11 protein-coding genes are annotated in these 16,518 nt (G+C 45.0%); 5 read left to right on the plus strand and 6 right to left on the minus strand.

From position 1 onward, the window contains the following. Positions 1–7: 7 nt before the first annotated feature. Positions 8–1,549, minus strand: a complete 1,542-nt coding sequence (locus B9N89_RS03120) for an anthrax toxin-like adenylyl cyclase domain-containing protein (protein ID WP_132315468.1) — start codon at positions 1,547–1,549, stop codon at positions 8–10. Positions 1,550–1,792: 243 nt separating this feature from the next. Continuing rightward, the gene (locus B9N89_RS03125) at positions 1,793–5,305 is read right to left on the minus strand and encodes an amino acid adenylation domain-containing protein (protein ID WP_132315466.1); all 3,513 of its coding nucleotides are present in this window, start codon (positions 5,303–5,305) and stop codon (positions 1,793–1,795) included. A gap of 343 nt (positions 5,306–5,648) precedes the next feature. Between B9N89_RS03125 and B9N89_RS03130 the strand changes: the two genes are divergently transcribed. Further along, positions 5,649–6,518 carry a bile acid:sodium symporter family protein gene (locus B9N89_RS03130; RefSeq protein ID WP_132315464.1) on the plus strand — a complete coding sequence of 290 codons (870 nt, stop codon included), beginning with the start codon at positions 5,649–5,651 and terminating at the stop codon, positions 6,516–6,518. A 277-nt stretch (positions 6,519–6,795) separates the two neighbouring features. Beyond that, positions 6,796–7,794, plus strand: coding sequence for an endonuclease/exonuclease/phosphatase family protein (locus B9N89_RS03135; RefSeq protein WP_159455104.1), 999 nt, complete (start codon positions 6,796–6,798; stop codon positions 7,792–7,794). 173 nt (positions 7,795–7,967) lie between these two features. Here B9N89_RS03135 and B9N89_RS03140 read toward each other — a convergent pair whose 3' ends face one another. The 3 genes from B9N89_RS03140 to B9N89_RS03150 all read right to left on the minus strand — a co-directional run bounded on the left by B9N89_RS03140 (position 7,968) and on the right by B9N89_RS03150 (position 12,616). Beyond that, the gene (locus tag B9N89_RS03140) at positions 7,968–10,625 is read right to left on the minus strand and encodes a Calx-beta domain-containing protein (RefSeq protein ID WP_132315460.1); all 2,658 of its coding nucleotides are present in this window, start codon (positions 10,623–10,625) and stop codon (positions 7,968–7,970) included. Positions 10,626–10,861: 236 nt separating this feature from the next. Next, a complete protein-coding gene (locus tag B9N89_RS03145) occupies positions 10,862–11,317 on the minus strand; it encodes an FKBP-type peptidyl-prolyl cis-trans isomerase (protein WP_132315458.1) in 456 nt (151 codons plus the stop codon). 294 nt (positions 11,318–11,611) lie between these two features. Next, positions 11,612–12,616, minus strand: a complete 1,005-nt coding sequence (locus tag B9N89_RS03150; RefSeq protein WP_132315456.1) for an NAD(P)-dependent alcohol dehydrogenase — start codon at positions 12,614–12,616, stop codon at positions 11,612–11,614. Between the two features lie 126 nt (positions 12,617–12,742). On the opposite strand from B9N89_RS03150, the gene B9N89_RS03155 reads away from it, so the two are divergent. Then, positions 12,743–13,441 carry a TetR/AcrR family transcriptional regulator C-terminal domain-containing protein gene (locus B9N89_RS03155; RefSeq protein WP_132315454.1) on the plus strand — a complete coding sequence of 233 codons (699 nt, stop codon included), beginning with the start codon at positions 12,743–12,745 and terminating at the stop codon, positions 13,439–13,441. Between the two features lie 144 nt (positions 13,442–13,585). Here B9N89_RS03155 and B9N89_RS03160 read toward each other — a convergent pair whose 3' ends face one another. Next, complete coding sequence (locus tag B9N89_RS03160) at positions 13,586–13,990, minus strand: VOC family protein (RefSeq protein ID WP_132315452.1); 405 nt, start codon at positions 13,988–13,990, stop codon at positions 13,586–13,588. 130 nt (positions 13,991–14,120) lie between these two features. On the opposite strand from B9N89_RS03160, the gene B9N89_RS03165 reads away from it, so the two are divergent. Then, positions 14,121–14,669 carry a helix-turn-helix domain-containing protein gene (locus B9N89_RS03165; protein WP_132315450.1) on the plus strand — a complete coding sequence of 183 codons (549 nt, stop codon included), beginning with the start codon at positions 14,121–14,123 and terminating at the stop codon, positions 14,667–14,669. A 159-nt stretch (positions 14,670–14,828) separates the two neighbouring features. Continuing rightward, entirely contained in the window at positions 14,829–16,238 is a 1,410-nt protein-coding gene (locus tag B9N89_RS03170) for a sulfatase-like hydrolase/transferase (RefSeq protein WP_132315448.1), read from the plus strand. The last annotated feature ends 280 nt before the right edge of the window (positions 16,239–16,518 follow it).

A 16,518-nucleotide genomic window follows, 5' to 3' on the forward strand; every position in this document is an offset into this window, starting at 1 on the left:
CCCATTTCTAGTCTGGTTGCAGGGTTCCTTTTCTTAGCTCCGCTAACCTAGGTGTTTTATTCGGTCCGTAGTAGTTATTGTTTTGAGTGTATAAAGGTTGAGCGATTTGGGTTCGACTATCCGGGAGTCGGTGTCCGACGTAGTCATTGCTCACGATACGTCGGATGCGATCCACACCTAGGCGATTGTCACGACCAAAAGTTTCGCTATTGTTAACCGCTCCAGGGATGGGTAGAAAGTTAGAGAATGTGATATCCTTGGCTGCAAGTTTTGTCTTTAAGTCGCCTTCCCAGCCAGGATTAAACTCAACAAGAAAATCGTCTCGGCTACAAAATCTAGCTGCAAAATCGACGAATTCGTCGATCTTATCAATAAATACTTCGGTGTGATAGTTCGCAAGGTCGCTATATTTATCTGGGACAACGATATATATGGGTAGGTCCACGGCATCGAGGCACGGGCGACCGGTTTCGTCACTATGATGGAGGAACTTGCGGCGACGATGATCTGCATTGGCATCAGTTTGATCTGTGTAGTTTTGATTACTGCGACCATCTACTTTGTCACTGCCATTGATAGCTCGAATAATTTTCGTGAGATTGGCAGAGAGATTTCCCATCTCGGTATCTTCAAATTTTACAAAGCTATCGATATTTCTTAGGTTATAGATAGCATCTCGCCCCGGAACACAGCGACGGAAACGAAGGAGATACTGATCAAACCTAAGGCTGTGAAGATAATGACTTTCATAGTCGTCCTCAAAGTTTGTCCACACTCCAAATAGGTCGTAGTCAGCGATCACGGCTCTTAGGTAGTCCGTGCTTTCTTGAAAATCACGGCCTAAAAGAGTGCTGTCATCTTCTAAACCCACAATGGACTGCTGAGTTTTGTAGTCACGCATAACTGTTGGGTTGGCTAGTACCATCAGTCGCTCAGCATGATTGGGTAGAAGAAAATTTGGTACGTAGTACACCTTGTATAGGGCATCTAGCGCTTCTGGATCTTTAGCATCAGTACTAAGGAAATATACATAGTCTTTGATGTCTCGAACCTTGGGGTCAAGTTGGGGTTTTCCAGGGCTCAGTTTGAAAGTTGCCTTACAAGCTATGGTGTGTCGGTTGGGGTTGTTTGCGGATTTTTTGAGCTGTTTAGGAATGGGTGATATCTTATCTTCGCTGATGACGTGAAGATCGTCTCTTAACTCTTTGATGCGGCGCCACTGTAGCGTGAGGCCGATCTCTTCCGCTCCATCATCTTTGGCAAGCTTGAGGTACTTCTTTTGCTTCTTCCAGCCATCTGCCTTAAAAGCTTGCTTACTCAATAGAGGGTCGCTACAGATGAACTCTCTCATAGGGCCGAAATTACAGGATTTGGCTTTTATATGAAATCCCTTGGTTTCGTAGTTTGCGTGGTTCAAACTCGCGTTGTCGGGGCTTACGCAGCGGATCATGATCACAGAATGAAAGTTATCAGCAACCTGTTTGATGCGAGTATGGTTAACGTCGTCGATACCAGCTTTATGCCTTGCTGTTGAGCCATAAGAAACCATTGGTTGGGACTCCTGGAGAATGAATCGGGTGCCTAATATAGTCTTTGCTCCATAAGGCTAGTATGCCGATGGAGGGTACAGGTTGTTCATCGAAGTTTCGTGGGATGGTTTAAGAGTAGAAGAGGGTAAAGTTTGCCGATGAATCTGGGTTGAGTCGTATGGATGACATCGAACGAAAGGAGCAGTGAAATGCTGATCAAGGGGCTGTTGACATCGGTTTCAAACCTCAACAGCCCCTGGCTATTATTCGCTACTTTGCGAGTTATGCGAATTTTTGCGAAACTCAGCAAGTCTTCCGACCAGCCATACAAAGGCCTCAGTCTGTCCCTTAAGTAAGCAGTTTCCTTTGCTAATGCCGAAAAGAAATTCGCTTATATCATGAGTGTAAAGAGTTTCAAGGTAGCGAATATGGTCGAAGGATATAGCACAGCAGGGAATGGTGGCATCTCCATTAACTTCCAGAGAATAGGTACCTTGACGAAAGCAGAGACCAATTGGTTCACAATCTGGGATTATGAACCGTAAATCAAGATCTAGTCCTTTTTGGTGTTCTGTATTGAGAGCAATGACGTGTTCAGCGAATCTAGGGAGCCACAGTCTAAACTTCTGCAAGACAGTGGGGTGATCTGAAAGAAATTTAACTCTATTGTCTGTCTCATACATTTTAAGATCGGCCAGCTTCTCTGCTTCTATAAGAGCTTCTAATGTTTTGTCTACGTCCTCACGGGTGTGAGCTGCGGAACAGATGAATCGCAGACGGCCTCTGCCACTTTCAACAATTGGATAAGTCACTGCAGAGGTCTGAATTCCTTGTTTGAACAACTCATCAACGATTGTAAAGAGCTTATCCTTATCCTTAAAATGTGGAGTGACGATGGGGCCATCGCCAGTGCCTAAGTCATAGCCTGCATCTTGGAATCGCCGGCGCATATATCGGGTCGTGTCCCATAGTCGTTGTCGGAGGTCCGCGTCATGGCTTAACCTGCGAAGGGCAGCTAAGGCTGCAGCAATATCTGCAGGACTTACGGATGCTTGGAAAATATAGGCTCTAGCGGATGCTTTCAATAGTTCAGCGTGTTCTCTGCTACAGGCGACCACTCCCCCTAGACTACCCATGGCCTTGCTTAGGGTTGTCATGATAAAATCGGCTTCGTGGCTGATGCCCTGAGCTGCGCAGATACCCGCACCTTTGTCTCCATAGAAACCAAATGAGTGAGCCTCGTCGACAAGAACAAGGGCTCCGTGCTGTTTCGCTGTCTGAACGATTTCTGCGACTGGAGCTGCTCCTTCACCCATGCTATAGACGCCTTCTATGACGACTAAAACAGTGCGATAGGGAGAAACCACCGCCTTTAAGACAGAAGCTAGGTCTTGGGCACTGTTATGCTTGAATGTACGAACCTCTGCTCCACAGAGCCTTGCTCCATCTACGATGGAGGCATGGCTAAGTTGATCGATCACAACCACATCATTTTCACCGAGAAGTCCAGCTACAACCCCAACATTGGCTGTATAGCCGGTGGGGAATAGGCATGCACTTTCTTTACCAACAAGCTCTGCAAAAGCGGTTTCAAACTCAAGGTGGATGTCAGTGACTCCTGAAGCAGCTGCCGAAGTTCCCATGCCAGAACCATAAGTATCAATGGCCGAACAAGCACTGGCAATGATTTCAGGATCACGATTCAAACCTAGATATAAGTTGGTCGACCATATGATGGATTCCTGTTCCTTACCTGTTTGTTTATCAACCACCACACCCTTGGTACCACTACCCGTTTTTAATACTCTGCTATAAGAACCTTCACCATGGCGTTTCATCATGTCTTGATATTCGCATATAAGTTTAGCCTTGTCCGAAGCGGACCAGGAGTTTGATTTTGCGATTTGAAATGTAGGATAGCTAGCTTGAACCTGGATTTGAAATGAGGTCAATGTTTCAAGTATAGGCTTTGAAAAGCGTGGATCGCCTTCATCTGTACTTTGAACAGTATTGGAAAGAAAGTTGCTAAATGTAGAAGGTGTGTTGTGTGCTGAAATCTCTGATAGTGAAACCACTCTTCCTATACTGTGCGAAATTCGATTCAAGAATTCTAGGCGAGTGAGCGAGTCCAACCCTAGGTCATCAAAGGTGTGATCGGGTGAAAATCTGTTTCGTTGAGCCCCAATAAGTGATTCCAGATTATTTCTAACAAGTCTCATCATTGCATCACTATTTACAGGCGCGGAAGAAGGAATCACTTCCAAGATTTGCGGATCATTATCTTTACCAGATTCCATTTCAGCTATACCATTTCTGTCTAGTTTACCGTTAGGCATAACAGGAATACTTTGCACAGCTGATATGCGATGTGGCACCATATAGTGAGGCAAGCGTTCTTTTAGATAATTCCGTATCTCATCCAAGCCGAGAGCCTCATGTTTCGGTACAATATAGGCAGTCAGTGAGCTTTGTCCTCCTGGGTTTTCTGCAATTGTGACCGCAGCTCGTGCGACACCCTCTATGGATTCAAGGCACGATTCTACTTCTTCTATCTCGATCCTAAAACCCCGTACTTTGACTTGTTGGTCGATTCTGCCTAAGAAAACCAATTCATCGTTGCTGTTCCAGCGGCATAAGTCGCCGCTTCTATAGAGACGACTGTGTTTGAACGTCTCGTTGACATTGACCTCGATGAATCGCTCTCTAGTTTTTGAGTCATCATATAAATAACCTCGGGCAAGCTTATCCCCAGCAAGGTATAGCTCGCCTTCTTGACCTTTTGCCACCGGCTCAAGAGATTTATCAAGGATATAGGCGCAGCTATTTGCAACAGAGGTACCGATGGTTATTTCGTCTTTGTGAGACTTAATTTCTTTAACAGTAGAAAATACAGTGTCTTCTGTGGGGCCGTAGACATTGATGATCCGAACGTGATCGCTAAGGCTCTGAAGTTGCTTCACAAGGGACGGTTTCAAGGCTTCTCCACCTAGTACATAGCAGGCTATAGAAGGTAAAGAATGGTTAGATTGAAGTACAGCCTGAACAGCAGATGGGACCGCGACACATGTCTTTATTTGATGTTTTCCCGGGTATTCAAGTAAGTCGAGTATGTTTTCAACAATAACGACGGTTCCACCTAACGAGAGAGTTCCTAGAATTTCCATAACCGAAGGATCGAAGCAAATGGAGGTTGAGGCTAGTACACCCCCAAGTTCATAGCTTGATAATGTCTCAGACATCGCTTGACTTAAGGCGACAAGGCTTCGATGCTCTACGGCTACACCTTTAGGATGCCCGGTAGATCCTGAGGTGTAGATTACATATGCAAGATCATCGGTTTGAGTTGGCGGTAATTGTGTTACCGGATCGAGTTGCTTGATATCGGTTGTATAAATGATGCAAGGGACACCCTGGCAGAGATCAGATGAGACTTTCCGATCAACGATCACTGCCGATGCCTTGGAGTGTTCGAGCATAAAACGAACTCGTTCTCGGGGGTACTTCGGGTCAAGTGGGACATAGGCAGATCCAGCTTGCAATATGCCAATCATTGCGGCTGCCATCTCCCACCCGCGATTCATGCATAATCCAACCAGTGATCCCGGCTCGATGCCTTGATCTCTGATTTCATTCGCGATGCTACGGGATCGTTGCAGTAGCTGGTGGTAAGATATTTCCAGCTCGCCATCAATAATTGCAATGAGCTCTGGTGTCCGACTAGCTTGATGTTCCATGAGATTACAGATAGTTGTCTTTTGGGATATGGTCTCTTGCATCCAGTTTCCTCACTTGTAGTCAAATTACTTTTCTGGTGGAGAGCAGGGCTTATGAAGCCATGTAGGGATTATCCTGAGGCAAGAGAACTACAGGACTATCATTGGGTCGAATAGTAAATGACTAGTTTTGTAGTTTGTGCACACCAGAGGCGAACAAGCAGTGTCAGGGAACTTTGCCTATGCCAATAATGTTAGTGGTGAGAATGAGAGTTTTTGAGCTCTTGTCGAATAAGTTTAGAATCGATGATAAACTCTCCCTAAGATTTAAGTTACGTTTTTTTGAACTCAATTATCAGTCATTGGCCGTCAATGAAACCCAAACGAACAAGACAAAGGGGACTCGATGGAAGGAAGCATGCTCACCAAGGTTGTCTTGCCGGTAGCCTTATTTGTTGTGATGTTAGGTATGGGCTTATCCCTAGCAGTGACAGATTTCAAAAGGGTGGGAACGAATCCCAAGGGTATCTTGGTTGGTCTCTCCTGCCAGATGTTGATGTTGCCAGCTCTGGGTATCGTGACAGCAGTATCCTTGGGAATGTCGCCACTTCTTTCTGCTGGGCTACTTATTTTATGCCTTTGCCCTGGAGGTGTGACATCCAACCTATTTTGCTATTTGGCAAAAGGCAATGTGGCTCTATCAATCACCCTAACTGCAGTCGTGAGTCTGATTACCCCATTTTCAATCCCAGTGCTAGCAGACTGGGGAATGGCTTACTTTTTGGGCGAAGGACGAACAATACAGTTGCCACTGATGAGAACAATTATAACACTGATCGCAATAACGGTACTACCAGTTGGGCTAGGGATGTTGATCAAGCAAAAACGAGGCCCACTTGCAAAGCGAGCTGAGACTCCCGTGAAGGTTTTATCTATGGTGCTACTTTTTGTGATTATTGCGGGGATCGTTCGCCAAAACTGGGACAAACTTCCTGATTTTTTTGCCCAGACTGGAATTGCTGTTGTGCTGCTCAACATTGGAACCATGGTAATAGGATACTTTGTCGGCAGAATCGTAGCTCTTGATCGTAAAGATAGTATTGCGATTGGAGTTGAGGTCGGCATTCAGAACGGAACAACGGCTTTATTCATTACCAGTACCTTGCTTGCCGATCCTATTTTGTCTATTCCTGCGGCAACCTATAGCTTGGTGATGTTTGTTACAGGTGCCGCATACTCCTATATATTCCAGCGTCAGAGTGCCAGTAGTACTTAAAAAATATAGCACACAGTCAAAGTACTGCTCTCACCAATCTCTCACTCAGAGTCGTATAGACGAAGGGACAAATGGTTAAAGCAAAGCCTGCCCGCCGAAGTTATGACTCCAGAGTAAAATCCTACCGATCACGGGGACTCTTGATAAGCCATATAGGCGCTATTGGTGTGAGTCGATAGAATTTCGGCTCATCGGAATCTCCTTCGAAATTTGATTAGGTTTTGATTGAAATTATGCTAGGACGGACTCCATCGTGATCCCAACAATGGAGTCTTATATGAGAGCTAGTATAGTTATTTACGGTATAGTATCCGCAGTGTTGATCCTGTCAGGGTGTATCCACAACTCTAAACAGAATGATATGTCTGCCGATCGATCGGGAGTGCAACGGATCGAAGGTGTTGCCGACCTAGAGCATCATGATGACAAGAGCCCTTTCCGCTTTGTTCAAGCTTATGGCCAAACAGATCGCTTCGAAATCGCTACTTGGAACATCGAGAATTTTCCTAAGGCAGACACCCTGTCTCATGACCAAGCTGCAGAGATTATCGATCGTATGGATGTGGATCTGATCGGCGTGCAAGAGATCACGTCGATTCAGGATTTCGAGGTTCTTGTCAAGAAGGTTGATGGCTATGACGGCATGATTTCAACCCATCGCTATAGCGATGATAGGGCACAAAAAGTCGGTTTTATTTATAAGAGATCTGAGCTTGAGGTGCTGGAGAGCCGCCAGATCTTTAAAAACAATCGATTTGCCTTTCCTAGGCCTCCCGTAATGGCCAGATTCAGGCGTATAGAGCCCAAACCTGGACTATCTGAGGAATTCATCGCGATTGTCCTCCACCTAAAGGCTATGGGAGATGATAAGAGCCGTATGAGACGAGTCAGCGCGAACAGACTGTTAGAAAAATTTGTCGAGAAGATCCAGCAAAACGAGCCTAAGGCGGAAATCTATGTCCTGGGCGATTTCAATGAAAGCTTTACTAACAAACAGGCTCGCCACGTGTATCAACCATGGCTTACAGCATCCAAGGGCTATCATTTCCCTAGTCAGGGACATGTTCAGCAAGGAGAATACAGCTATATCAGCACCACGGATAAATTTAGGTACTCAATGCTTGACCACATTGTGGCAAGTCCTGCGGTGCGCATTGAAACTCTCATTGTACCGAAGTTCTACAAGGTCGCGCCGTTTTTTCGTGATGAAGTGTCTGATCACCTTCCGGTGATTGGTATTATTGAGCCCAGTGAGAGGGCTTCATCACGTTTTTAGCAGGCTTAAGGGCTGTCAAAGTTTGGAAAACGCACTTTAGCAGCCCGACTGGATGAAACGTCAACAACCCTTAGTCGAGAGCATGAGTCAATTTCACTGCCGCTATCGATTGAGTGGGGATATATCTGAGGTAGTATTCATGTGGTGTTGAAATTAAATCTCAATGACCAAGATTAGTTCAAATATTTCTCTGCAAGATAGGAGTACAACGAAGACCACTCCACATTAGACACAGCTTCGTTGTAGAAAATGGTCTCTGCCAAAGCACCTTGGAAGTAAAGACCATTTGAGGCTGATGACCCATCATGAAAAACAGTCTGATTGTTGATTCCACCAAGGCCAATGGCTCCTCCGTGATTGAATAAAAAGCCAATTCCCGTGGTTTGAAACTCCTGGTCGTTAACTTTTAGTTCTAGAAAGTCTTGGCTTTGGCCGAAACGTCCCAGAACCACATAGTTTTGGTTGGCTGATACTGGAATCTTGGCAAAGCTAGAGCCCCAAGGTGTGGTTGCGCCCCCGTCATCGTTATTGAAGTTGTAGGCGTTCATATAAAGCTCGCCGTTCAGAATATAGAAATTCACCCCACGAGCACTACCGCCCTGCTCATAAATAACTTGGTGACTAGTCACATCACTGCCCGTGCGGATGGCGAATGCATAAGTTTTTCCTGAATAGGGACCGTTGGTATTCAAAGCAGCATCATTATCAATCACAAACAGATCGTCTGTTCCATCAAAGCTTACTCCATCATAGCCGTTCACGATGCCTGCTTGCAAGGTTGGTCTCGCTCCATTGCTGGATTGATAGACTTGCTGGTTTTCAGAGCTTTGATCTATCCAAGCCGATACCAAATTTCCTGAGACCAAACTTAAACCCTGGCTGGTATCTAGCTGTAAGGCCACCTCTCCATTGGGGGAGAATTGCTCATCATCGATGATTGAAATAGTCACGTCCCCTTGATAGATAGCATAGGAAGGGTCATCATTGACGCTCACGGCTATAGTTTCGGTATTTTCCCCTAAGTTATCATCGATTATTACAATGGTTTCACTGGCTGTAGACTCGAAAGCTGGTATCACTAATATGCCTTGTGTCAATTCGAAATCGACGGTTTCTGTTGCTGAGCCACTAACCGAATAAGTCACACTCAGATCGCTATCGCTAACTTCAGTCCGAAAAACAGTTATTTGGGGGTGGATGTTTTCACCCTCTCGTACCGCCTCGTAGTTAGCACTTAAAGTCACAGAAGGCTGATTAAATCCATACTTATCGTTGAAGAATGAAAGGACTCCCAATAAGTCACTTTCATTCTGTCCACTGTTGTAAGCAACAAACTCTGCAATGTGTCCTGCGAAATTAGTATTGCTAACATTGGTACCCATGTCGTGAAACAATGTACTACCAGCTGGACCACCAAGACCGATGTCATCGCTATGGGCGAACAACTTACCAACCCCTGAGATCGATCCTATTTGAGATCCATTGAGGTAGGCACTGATAGATTCATTATTGTGGTTGAAAAATAGCGCAGCAACGTAAACAGTATTTGGATCAACGTTGACGGCGACATATTTAGAAACCCATGGAGTGGTGGCACCACTATCATCGTTGGCATTGTTCCAGCCATTAAAATAGAGTTGCCCTTGATCGAGATAAAGAGACAGCCCTCTCGTGCTACCCCCTTGCTCATAAATGATTTGTCGTCTTGAAATGTCCCCGCTAGTTTGGAAAACAGCGAACAGCGTCTTCTCTGAGGCAGAACTGGCCAAGTTAATATCTGCAGTGTCTGAAATCAAAAGGACATCGTCGATACCGTCAAATAACGCTGCATCTTGCCCCTGCACGCTTGCTGTCGCAAAGCTTGGTTGACGCCCGCTATTGCTCTGAGAAGCGTGATTGTTTTGCCCTGACTGATCAGTCCAAGAAGTGATATCTGAAGCAGATGTCACAATGCTTTCAGGTGTCAACCAGAGTATTTGACTGGTGGGATCGATGTCTGTATCAGTGTCAAAAATAAGTGTCGTCGCAGCTCCATAGTGATAGTATTCAGGGCCGTCCAAGATGGCGACTGTGAGTGTTTCTGTGTTCTCTGCGTAGTTATCATCCACTAAAGTCACAAAGAACTCTACGCCTACCTCTCCTTCTGGAATCGTAACAGTTGTCGGCGGTGTTTGATAGTCACTCCCGAGCTCTGCAGAACCACTGAGTAGGATATCAACATCTAAGGCTGATGAATCAGCCTCAGTAACCTTTCTGAGTAAAAATTTAATCTGGCCATCATTTTCGTTGACTCCACTTGTTGTGGTTTCGATAATCACGATATTTTCGTTGACATCGTAGATTTCTTCTAGCCCTTCGATGCTCTGACTGATTTCAAATGAGATAGTATCCGTATCCACTGTAGGATTTGAAAGCTGTTCTCGAACAGTGACGATTGCTAAATCTCCGGACCCATTGGTAAAGAAGTTCTGTGATCCGGTAGCAGGATTAAACATTCCCTGGAGGTTGTACGTTTGCCCGTTCATATCAAAGCTTTGAACAACTATCGCACAATCAATATCGTACTTGTAAAGGCTGATGGGATCGGCTTTCAATTGAAACACCTGCTGGTAGCCACTGCGACAAGACTGAAGCTCAAGGCTGGCATCGGTTATGGTCTGGCTGAGTTGAAATCCGGAGCGGTATTTCATATTTACTTTTAGTTCAAAGCGTTTCTCAAGATCCAGCCAATGTCCACCCGCGTCGATGGACGCAGTTGTTTGCCGCTCCTTCTCCGCACATGCGTAAGAAAGTAATTGAATGATAACCGCAATGGCTAAACATCGAACCAAGTGCTCTCCTTAGATCTTTCCTTATCTTCAGGTTCGGTCATTGCGGTTGGAAAGTTGACTCCTCTCACGAAGCCTTAATTACTAAAGTTATTTTAGTGTCTTATGCCTAGGTGGACGCAGGTAATATCTACAGGATTAGAGCCCGAATGTTACATATTCTGGCTGGTGGTAAGATTCTAACTTTATTTCGGATATCACACCCAAGGAGACGCGAAGCCAGGGCTAAGGAATTAGGTCTACCGGATCTCAAGTAATTCGATGTCAAAGATTAGGGTGGCATCAGGTGGAATGCGGCGAGCCTTGCCCTTCTTGCCGAATGCCATTTCTGGTGGAATGACAAGCCGCCGCTTTCCTCCAACCCGCATTCCTAGTAATCCTACTTTCCAGCCATCAATCAAGGTCGCGCTGCGCATTGAGTACTTCCTGGACTCATTCCCACTTGAGTCGAATACGGTGCCGTCTTGAAACTTGCCCGTGTAGCGTAGAACAACGGAATCAAATTTACCGACTTCGTCTTTACCTTGCCCTACTTCAATCTCCTGAATTTTAAAGCCGGGATGAATTTCAGGATCGGTACATGACGGAAGGTATAAGAGCAAGACAATCGATGAAATTGTTTGGAGCCACATTACCTTGATTGGCTGGCTCAAGAGCATGTGGAATCTTTGAACTTGGTGATATAGAAGGTGCATATTCACTGTGGCAACATGATAGTTGGAGCCCTTTCAGGATCTTGTTGTAAACGATTTTTTAGATGTCTTCGGATAGTTAGGAAAGATTCAAATGGGTATTTTCTTCCTAAATAGTCATCGCCAACTCGATCTAATGACTAAAACTAAAGGTGATCCAAGCACTGAGCTCTATTCCGATAAAGTATTTATACTTGTGAAAATCGTAATTATTGGAAAGATCCGATGCCATGATCAAGGGCAATGAAAAGACAGATAGTATCGGCAATTAAGAATATATCAGTTTCATAAAAACTGCTAATGTTTGTGAAGAATGACAAAGTTCTTTTTCTTTTTGCCTTGATCTATAAGTGCGTGAGCTTGGCTTGCGGCTTGCAAATCAAAGGTTCTTGCGATAGGCACAATTAGATTTTCTTTCTGGTACATATCCAGTAACTTTTTCATCATAGGAACGAGATCTTCCTTGGCTTTTAATCCCGTAGCAGCAAATAAAACTCGCTTTTTTGGTTTCATAATCTTTCCAACTAGCATGGCCCTTAAGACTGGAAGAGTAAGGACAGGGCTCATATAGAGACCTCGCTTCTTAAGAAGAGATCGCCCCTCATTAACACTTAGCTTGCCAACTGTATCAAAGACAATATCAAAAGCTTCAAGATCGGTTGGAGCTCCTGCTTTATAGTCCCAGAACTCGTCGGCCCCGAGTTTTAGGAGTTCTGCGTGACTGGGCTCACTTCCACTGGCAACAACATAGCAGGATTTGGCCTTTGCAATCTGAATAGCTGCAACACCGAGGGAGCCTGCACCTCCGTTTATATAAACTCTTTGTCCTGGCTCGGCGGAAGCAATTTGGTCGATAAAGTTATAGGATGTGAGAGGGCCATCACAAAAGACTGCTGCTGCTTCAAACGAAAGATCTCCAGGTTTGGGAATGACGACTGCATCGTGACGGATGATGATGTAGTCGCTATTGGAGCCGAACGCGACTCCTGTTTCCCCAAAAATATCTTGCCCTACCATTAATTCTTTCGTGTCGCCTTTAGTCGCAACTATGGTTCCTGAAAATACAGTTCCCAAATAAGGATTTCGTGGCCCACGCAAACCTAAAAACAATCGCGCAAATTTAGGCTCCCCCTTGCGCATCATGGAGTCCGCCGTTGTCAGCCCGGAGCATCGGACAGCCACCAGCATCTCACCGTCCTTTAGGTCTGGGATCTTTCTGGTTTCCACATTTATCTGAGATGCATCTCCGTATCGTCTGGAGGCAAGTGCTAAAGTCTGCTTTGGTTTTATGTAACTGTTCATCCTGTCCTCTTTTTGTCTTTAGGTTTTTTTAGGGTCGACCGATGTCTAGAATGACTCTACCTTACAGTGTATACTTACGGTATAAGGTTGATAATTCTTTAATGCATTTTTTTTGAGACTCCTTAAATGGCTGAAAATAGAAAGAAAAAGGCGAGAGGGAAAAGGAAGGAAAGACATTCTGTCAGCCGAGAAGGAATTCTTCAGCATGCTATAGAAATCGCCAATGAGGAGGGCCTGCCTAAAGTTTCTATGCGCCGAATCGCTAGTTATTTTGGAGTGGAAGCCATGTCTCTCTATCACCATATTCAGAGCAAGGATGAGATTCTAAATGGTATGGTGGATCAAATTCTAGGGCAGGTTAGCTTTGATGGCGAAGCTCCTTGGCAGGACTCCATGCGACAAAGGGCGGAATCGACTCGTCAAGTTCTGATCAAGAACCCCTGGGCTCTAGGAATATTAGAGTCCAGGCCTCAGCCAGGTCCGGAAACTCTCGCTTATCATGATAAGGTTTTAGGGGTTCTGTTCCGCCATGGATTTAGCCTAGCTCTTGCTGCTCATACCTTCTCAGCCCTCGATGCCTATACCTATGGTTTTATCATGCAGGAGCAGGCCTTGCCATTTGATAACCCTGAAGATCTAGAGATCATTGCAGCTAGTATCCTCGCAAGTTTTCCAAAAGGAGCTTATCCGCACCTGAAGCGACTGACACTCGACTATATCTTGAAACCCGAATATTCATACGACAAGGAATTTTTATACGGCCTGAGCTTAATTTTAGATACACTTGAAGCTAGGCGCAAAAAGGAAGAAGACCTAGTCCCTTAGTCAGTTAATGACAGCTCAAGCCGAAACTCTCCCGAAACTAGAGCACCAAATGTTTATTCGAATCTTCCCGTTAGGAAGGTTTGAGAGGTCTGCAAATACCTAAATTTGCTCATTCTATTAAGGAAGACGACCTCTCGTTTGCACTTAGCCGAAGGCAATGCCATGATCCCATAGGACGACTTCGATCTCGTGTCCCGTGGGGTCATTTATATACCAGGACTTAGAATGAGGGTATTTCCATTCATGGTCTATCACCACGTCTTCTCGTTCGATGGTGGATAGCCATTGCTTTTCATCCTCAATGGTGAAGGCTATATGGGCAAAACCATGGATGCCTTCTTGTTTTTGAGCTTCGCTACTTAGAAACTTAGCATGGGGTCGCTCATACATTGCCAGCAATGCATCCCCTGCTCGTAAGATAGCAAACGGACTGCCCGTGTTGCTTGTACCTTGTTCTTCTAATTTGAATCCAAAGACACTTTGATACCAACGAATCGAATCACTTAAGCTTGTGACTGAAAAATTAAAGTGGTCCAGTTTCTTGATCATACTCTTATCCTTTCTTCATCTGAGCAGCAGAGTTAGGCGCTGCATGTTGATATCTTTATATCGGGATACCTGTTGCTATTTCATCATATTCGACAATATATTGTCATAAAGACGAGAAAGGAGCGAACAAATGGAAATGACGGAATCTTACCACCTTGCCAAAAACATTAAGTATATGAGACTACAAAGAAAATACTCTCAGGAACAGCTCGCGCGCCGAGCGGACATCCCTCGCACGACTCTTAGCAATCTGGAGTCGGGTACGGGAAACCCAAGTCTCAGAACCCTAGTGTCGCTTGCAAAAGGGCTGCGGGTGTCGGTGGAGGAACTGCTTTCGCCCCCTCATCGTGAAGTTGAGTTGATAAAGAAACAAGATCTGCCGTTGGAAGAAAGAGGAAAGGTTTGTATCACCAAAATCCTTCCAGAAGTGCGCAGTGGTTTTGCCATTGATCGTGTAAAAATCGAAGCCCGGGGCAGGATGAAGGGGGCTCCTCATAAAGTTGGTACAAAGGAGTATCTTTGTCCTTTGAAAGGTTCAGTAACGCTCTTCCTGGAAGGGGATGCTTATATTGTAAAGGCTGGAGATCTACTAATTTTCCCTGGAGATCATCATCACTCTTATCAAAATAGTGGCGACTCAGTTGTTGAGTTTATTAGTATTGTGAGCTTACCCCATTAAGTTCTCCTGATTCATAAACGAAGGTTCTATATGATGCTCGTGCAGTTGTACTGATCGTAAATTTGAGGGGTCAGAATTCTACAAAATTTAATATTCGCCCCCCTGCCTTGAGGCTACACTTCGTTCTCATCTACATCAACTTCTAGAGCGAGACATCAGATGAAACATGTTGCAACTGGGATTTTTCTTTTACTGGGATCTTTGGGTAAAGCTGAAGCTAGCCCACCCAATGTGCTACTCTTTATCCTAGATGACTACGGGGCTGTTTCAGCCGAATCCTATCAGGATATATTCAGAACAAATCGAACTGCTCCGACTCCCCATATCACGGGAATTTGCCAGAAAGGCATTCGGTTCACCAAAGTCTGGTCGAACCCAACTTGCTCACCGACGCGAGCAAATCTCTTGACGGGCCGCTATAGCTTTCGAACAGGAGTGGGTAGGCCTTGTAGTTTGGGTCAAAACGAAATTGGAGCTGATGAACCTACATTACCTCGTCTAATCGAAAAGTCAGGTCAATCTTATAAACTTGCCAACGTGGGCAAATGGCATCTGGGGCAATCCAATGATAAAGGAGGTAGGCTAGCCCCGAACTTCATGGGATGGGACTATTTTTCCGGTGTTTTGAGCGGAGGCTTACCGAATTACTATAGCTGGCCGAACACTATCAATGGTGAAACGGTGTATACCAGTACCTATGCAACGACTAAGAACATCGATGATGTATTGGGGTATCTCGGAAAGAACGGAGGTAATCAGCCATACTTTGCTTGGATTGCTTTTAATGCCCCCCATACTCCATTACACCTTCCCCCTGGTAACCTTCACAGCTACCAGTTACTCTCGGGAACAAATCGTGACATTCGCAACAACCCTGTTCCCTACTATGAATCCATGGTTGAGGCTACCGATACCGAAATTGGGCGCTTGTTAGACTCGTTGCCAGATCAAAATAGAGATGGCTTGCCAGATAATACCTTGGTCATTGTCATGGGCGATAACGGAACCCAGAACTCTGCAGTGAGAACATTGATGCCTGCACCTTTTGAGAGGGCTTCGGGCAAGGGGACTCTTTATGAGCACGGGGTTCGTGTTCCCCTTTGTATAGCTGGTGACGGAGTTGTATCTCCTGGGCGAGATGTGGAAAGCCCTGTCAACATCACCGATCTATATCAAACGATTTTAGAATATACCAAGTCTACAAGCTTTAGGCCAGATAGTGAGTTTGCATTTGATTCTGTAAGTCTCGTACCATACTTGAAAAATAGTGAAGCGAAACCACAACGACCATGGGTTTTTACAGAACAGTTCAACGCCGACTCTAATGGCTCGGCGAGTGGTGGAATCTTGCCCTCAGGTGCAGCCATTGGTGATCTTCAACACCGCTTTATCCGCTATGATGATGAGAGGGAAGAGTGTTTTGACATTATCGTAGATCCATTGGAAACGAGCAATTTATTGAACTCGGGAACACATGAGGCCAAGCTGAAGTGTAGCAAGCTTAGAGCTACCATGCTGGACTTGGTTTGTTCAGACTCAAAAAGTGCTTGGTCAGAATGGTGTGAATAGCTAGCAACCACCCAAGAGTACTATATGAATCTTCGATCCTGTCCAGCTTGGCCTTGGGTTAATGATTGGGCCAAGTGATGCCGAAGACGGCTTCCTGTTTTTGACAGTTCTTTGCCAAAAATTTGGAAGCCAATATGTTCTTGCATAAGAACGGTTATTACAGATGATGTCTTGAGAATAGGAGTTGTTTAATTGTAGTGAGTCAGTATTAAAAGATTCCTTTCTTGGACCTTGTAAAATATTTGTTAAGGTGAGCAAAATCTATGAGACAAGGCTTGGT

Origin of the sequence: Pseudobacteriovorax antillogorgiicola (genome assembly GCF_900177345.1) — a bacterium.
Taxonomy (GTDB): Bacteria; Bdellovibrionota_B; Oligoflexia; order Oligoflexales; family Oligoflexaceae; genus Pseudobacteriovorax; species Pseudobacteriovorax antillogorgiicola.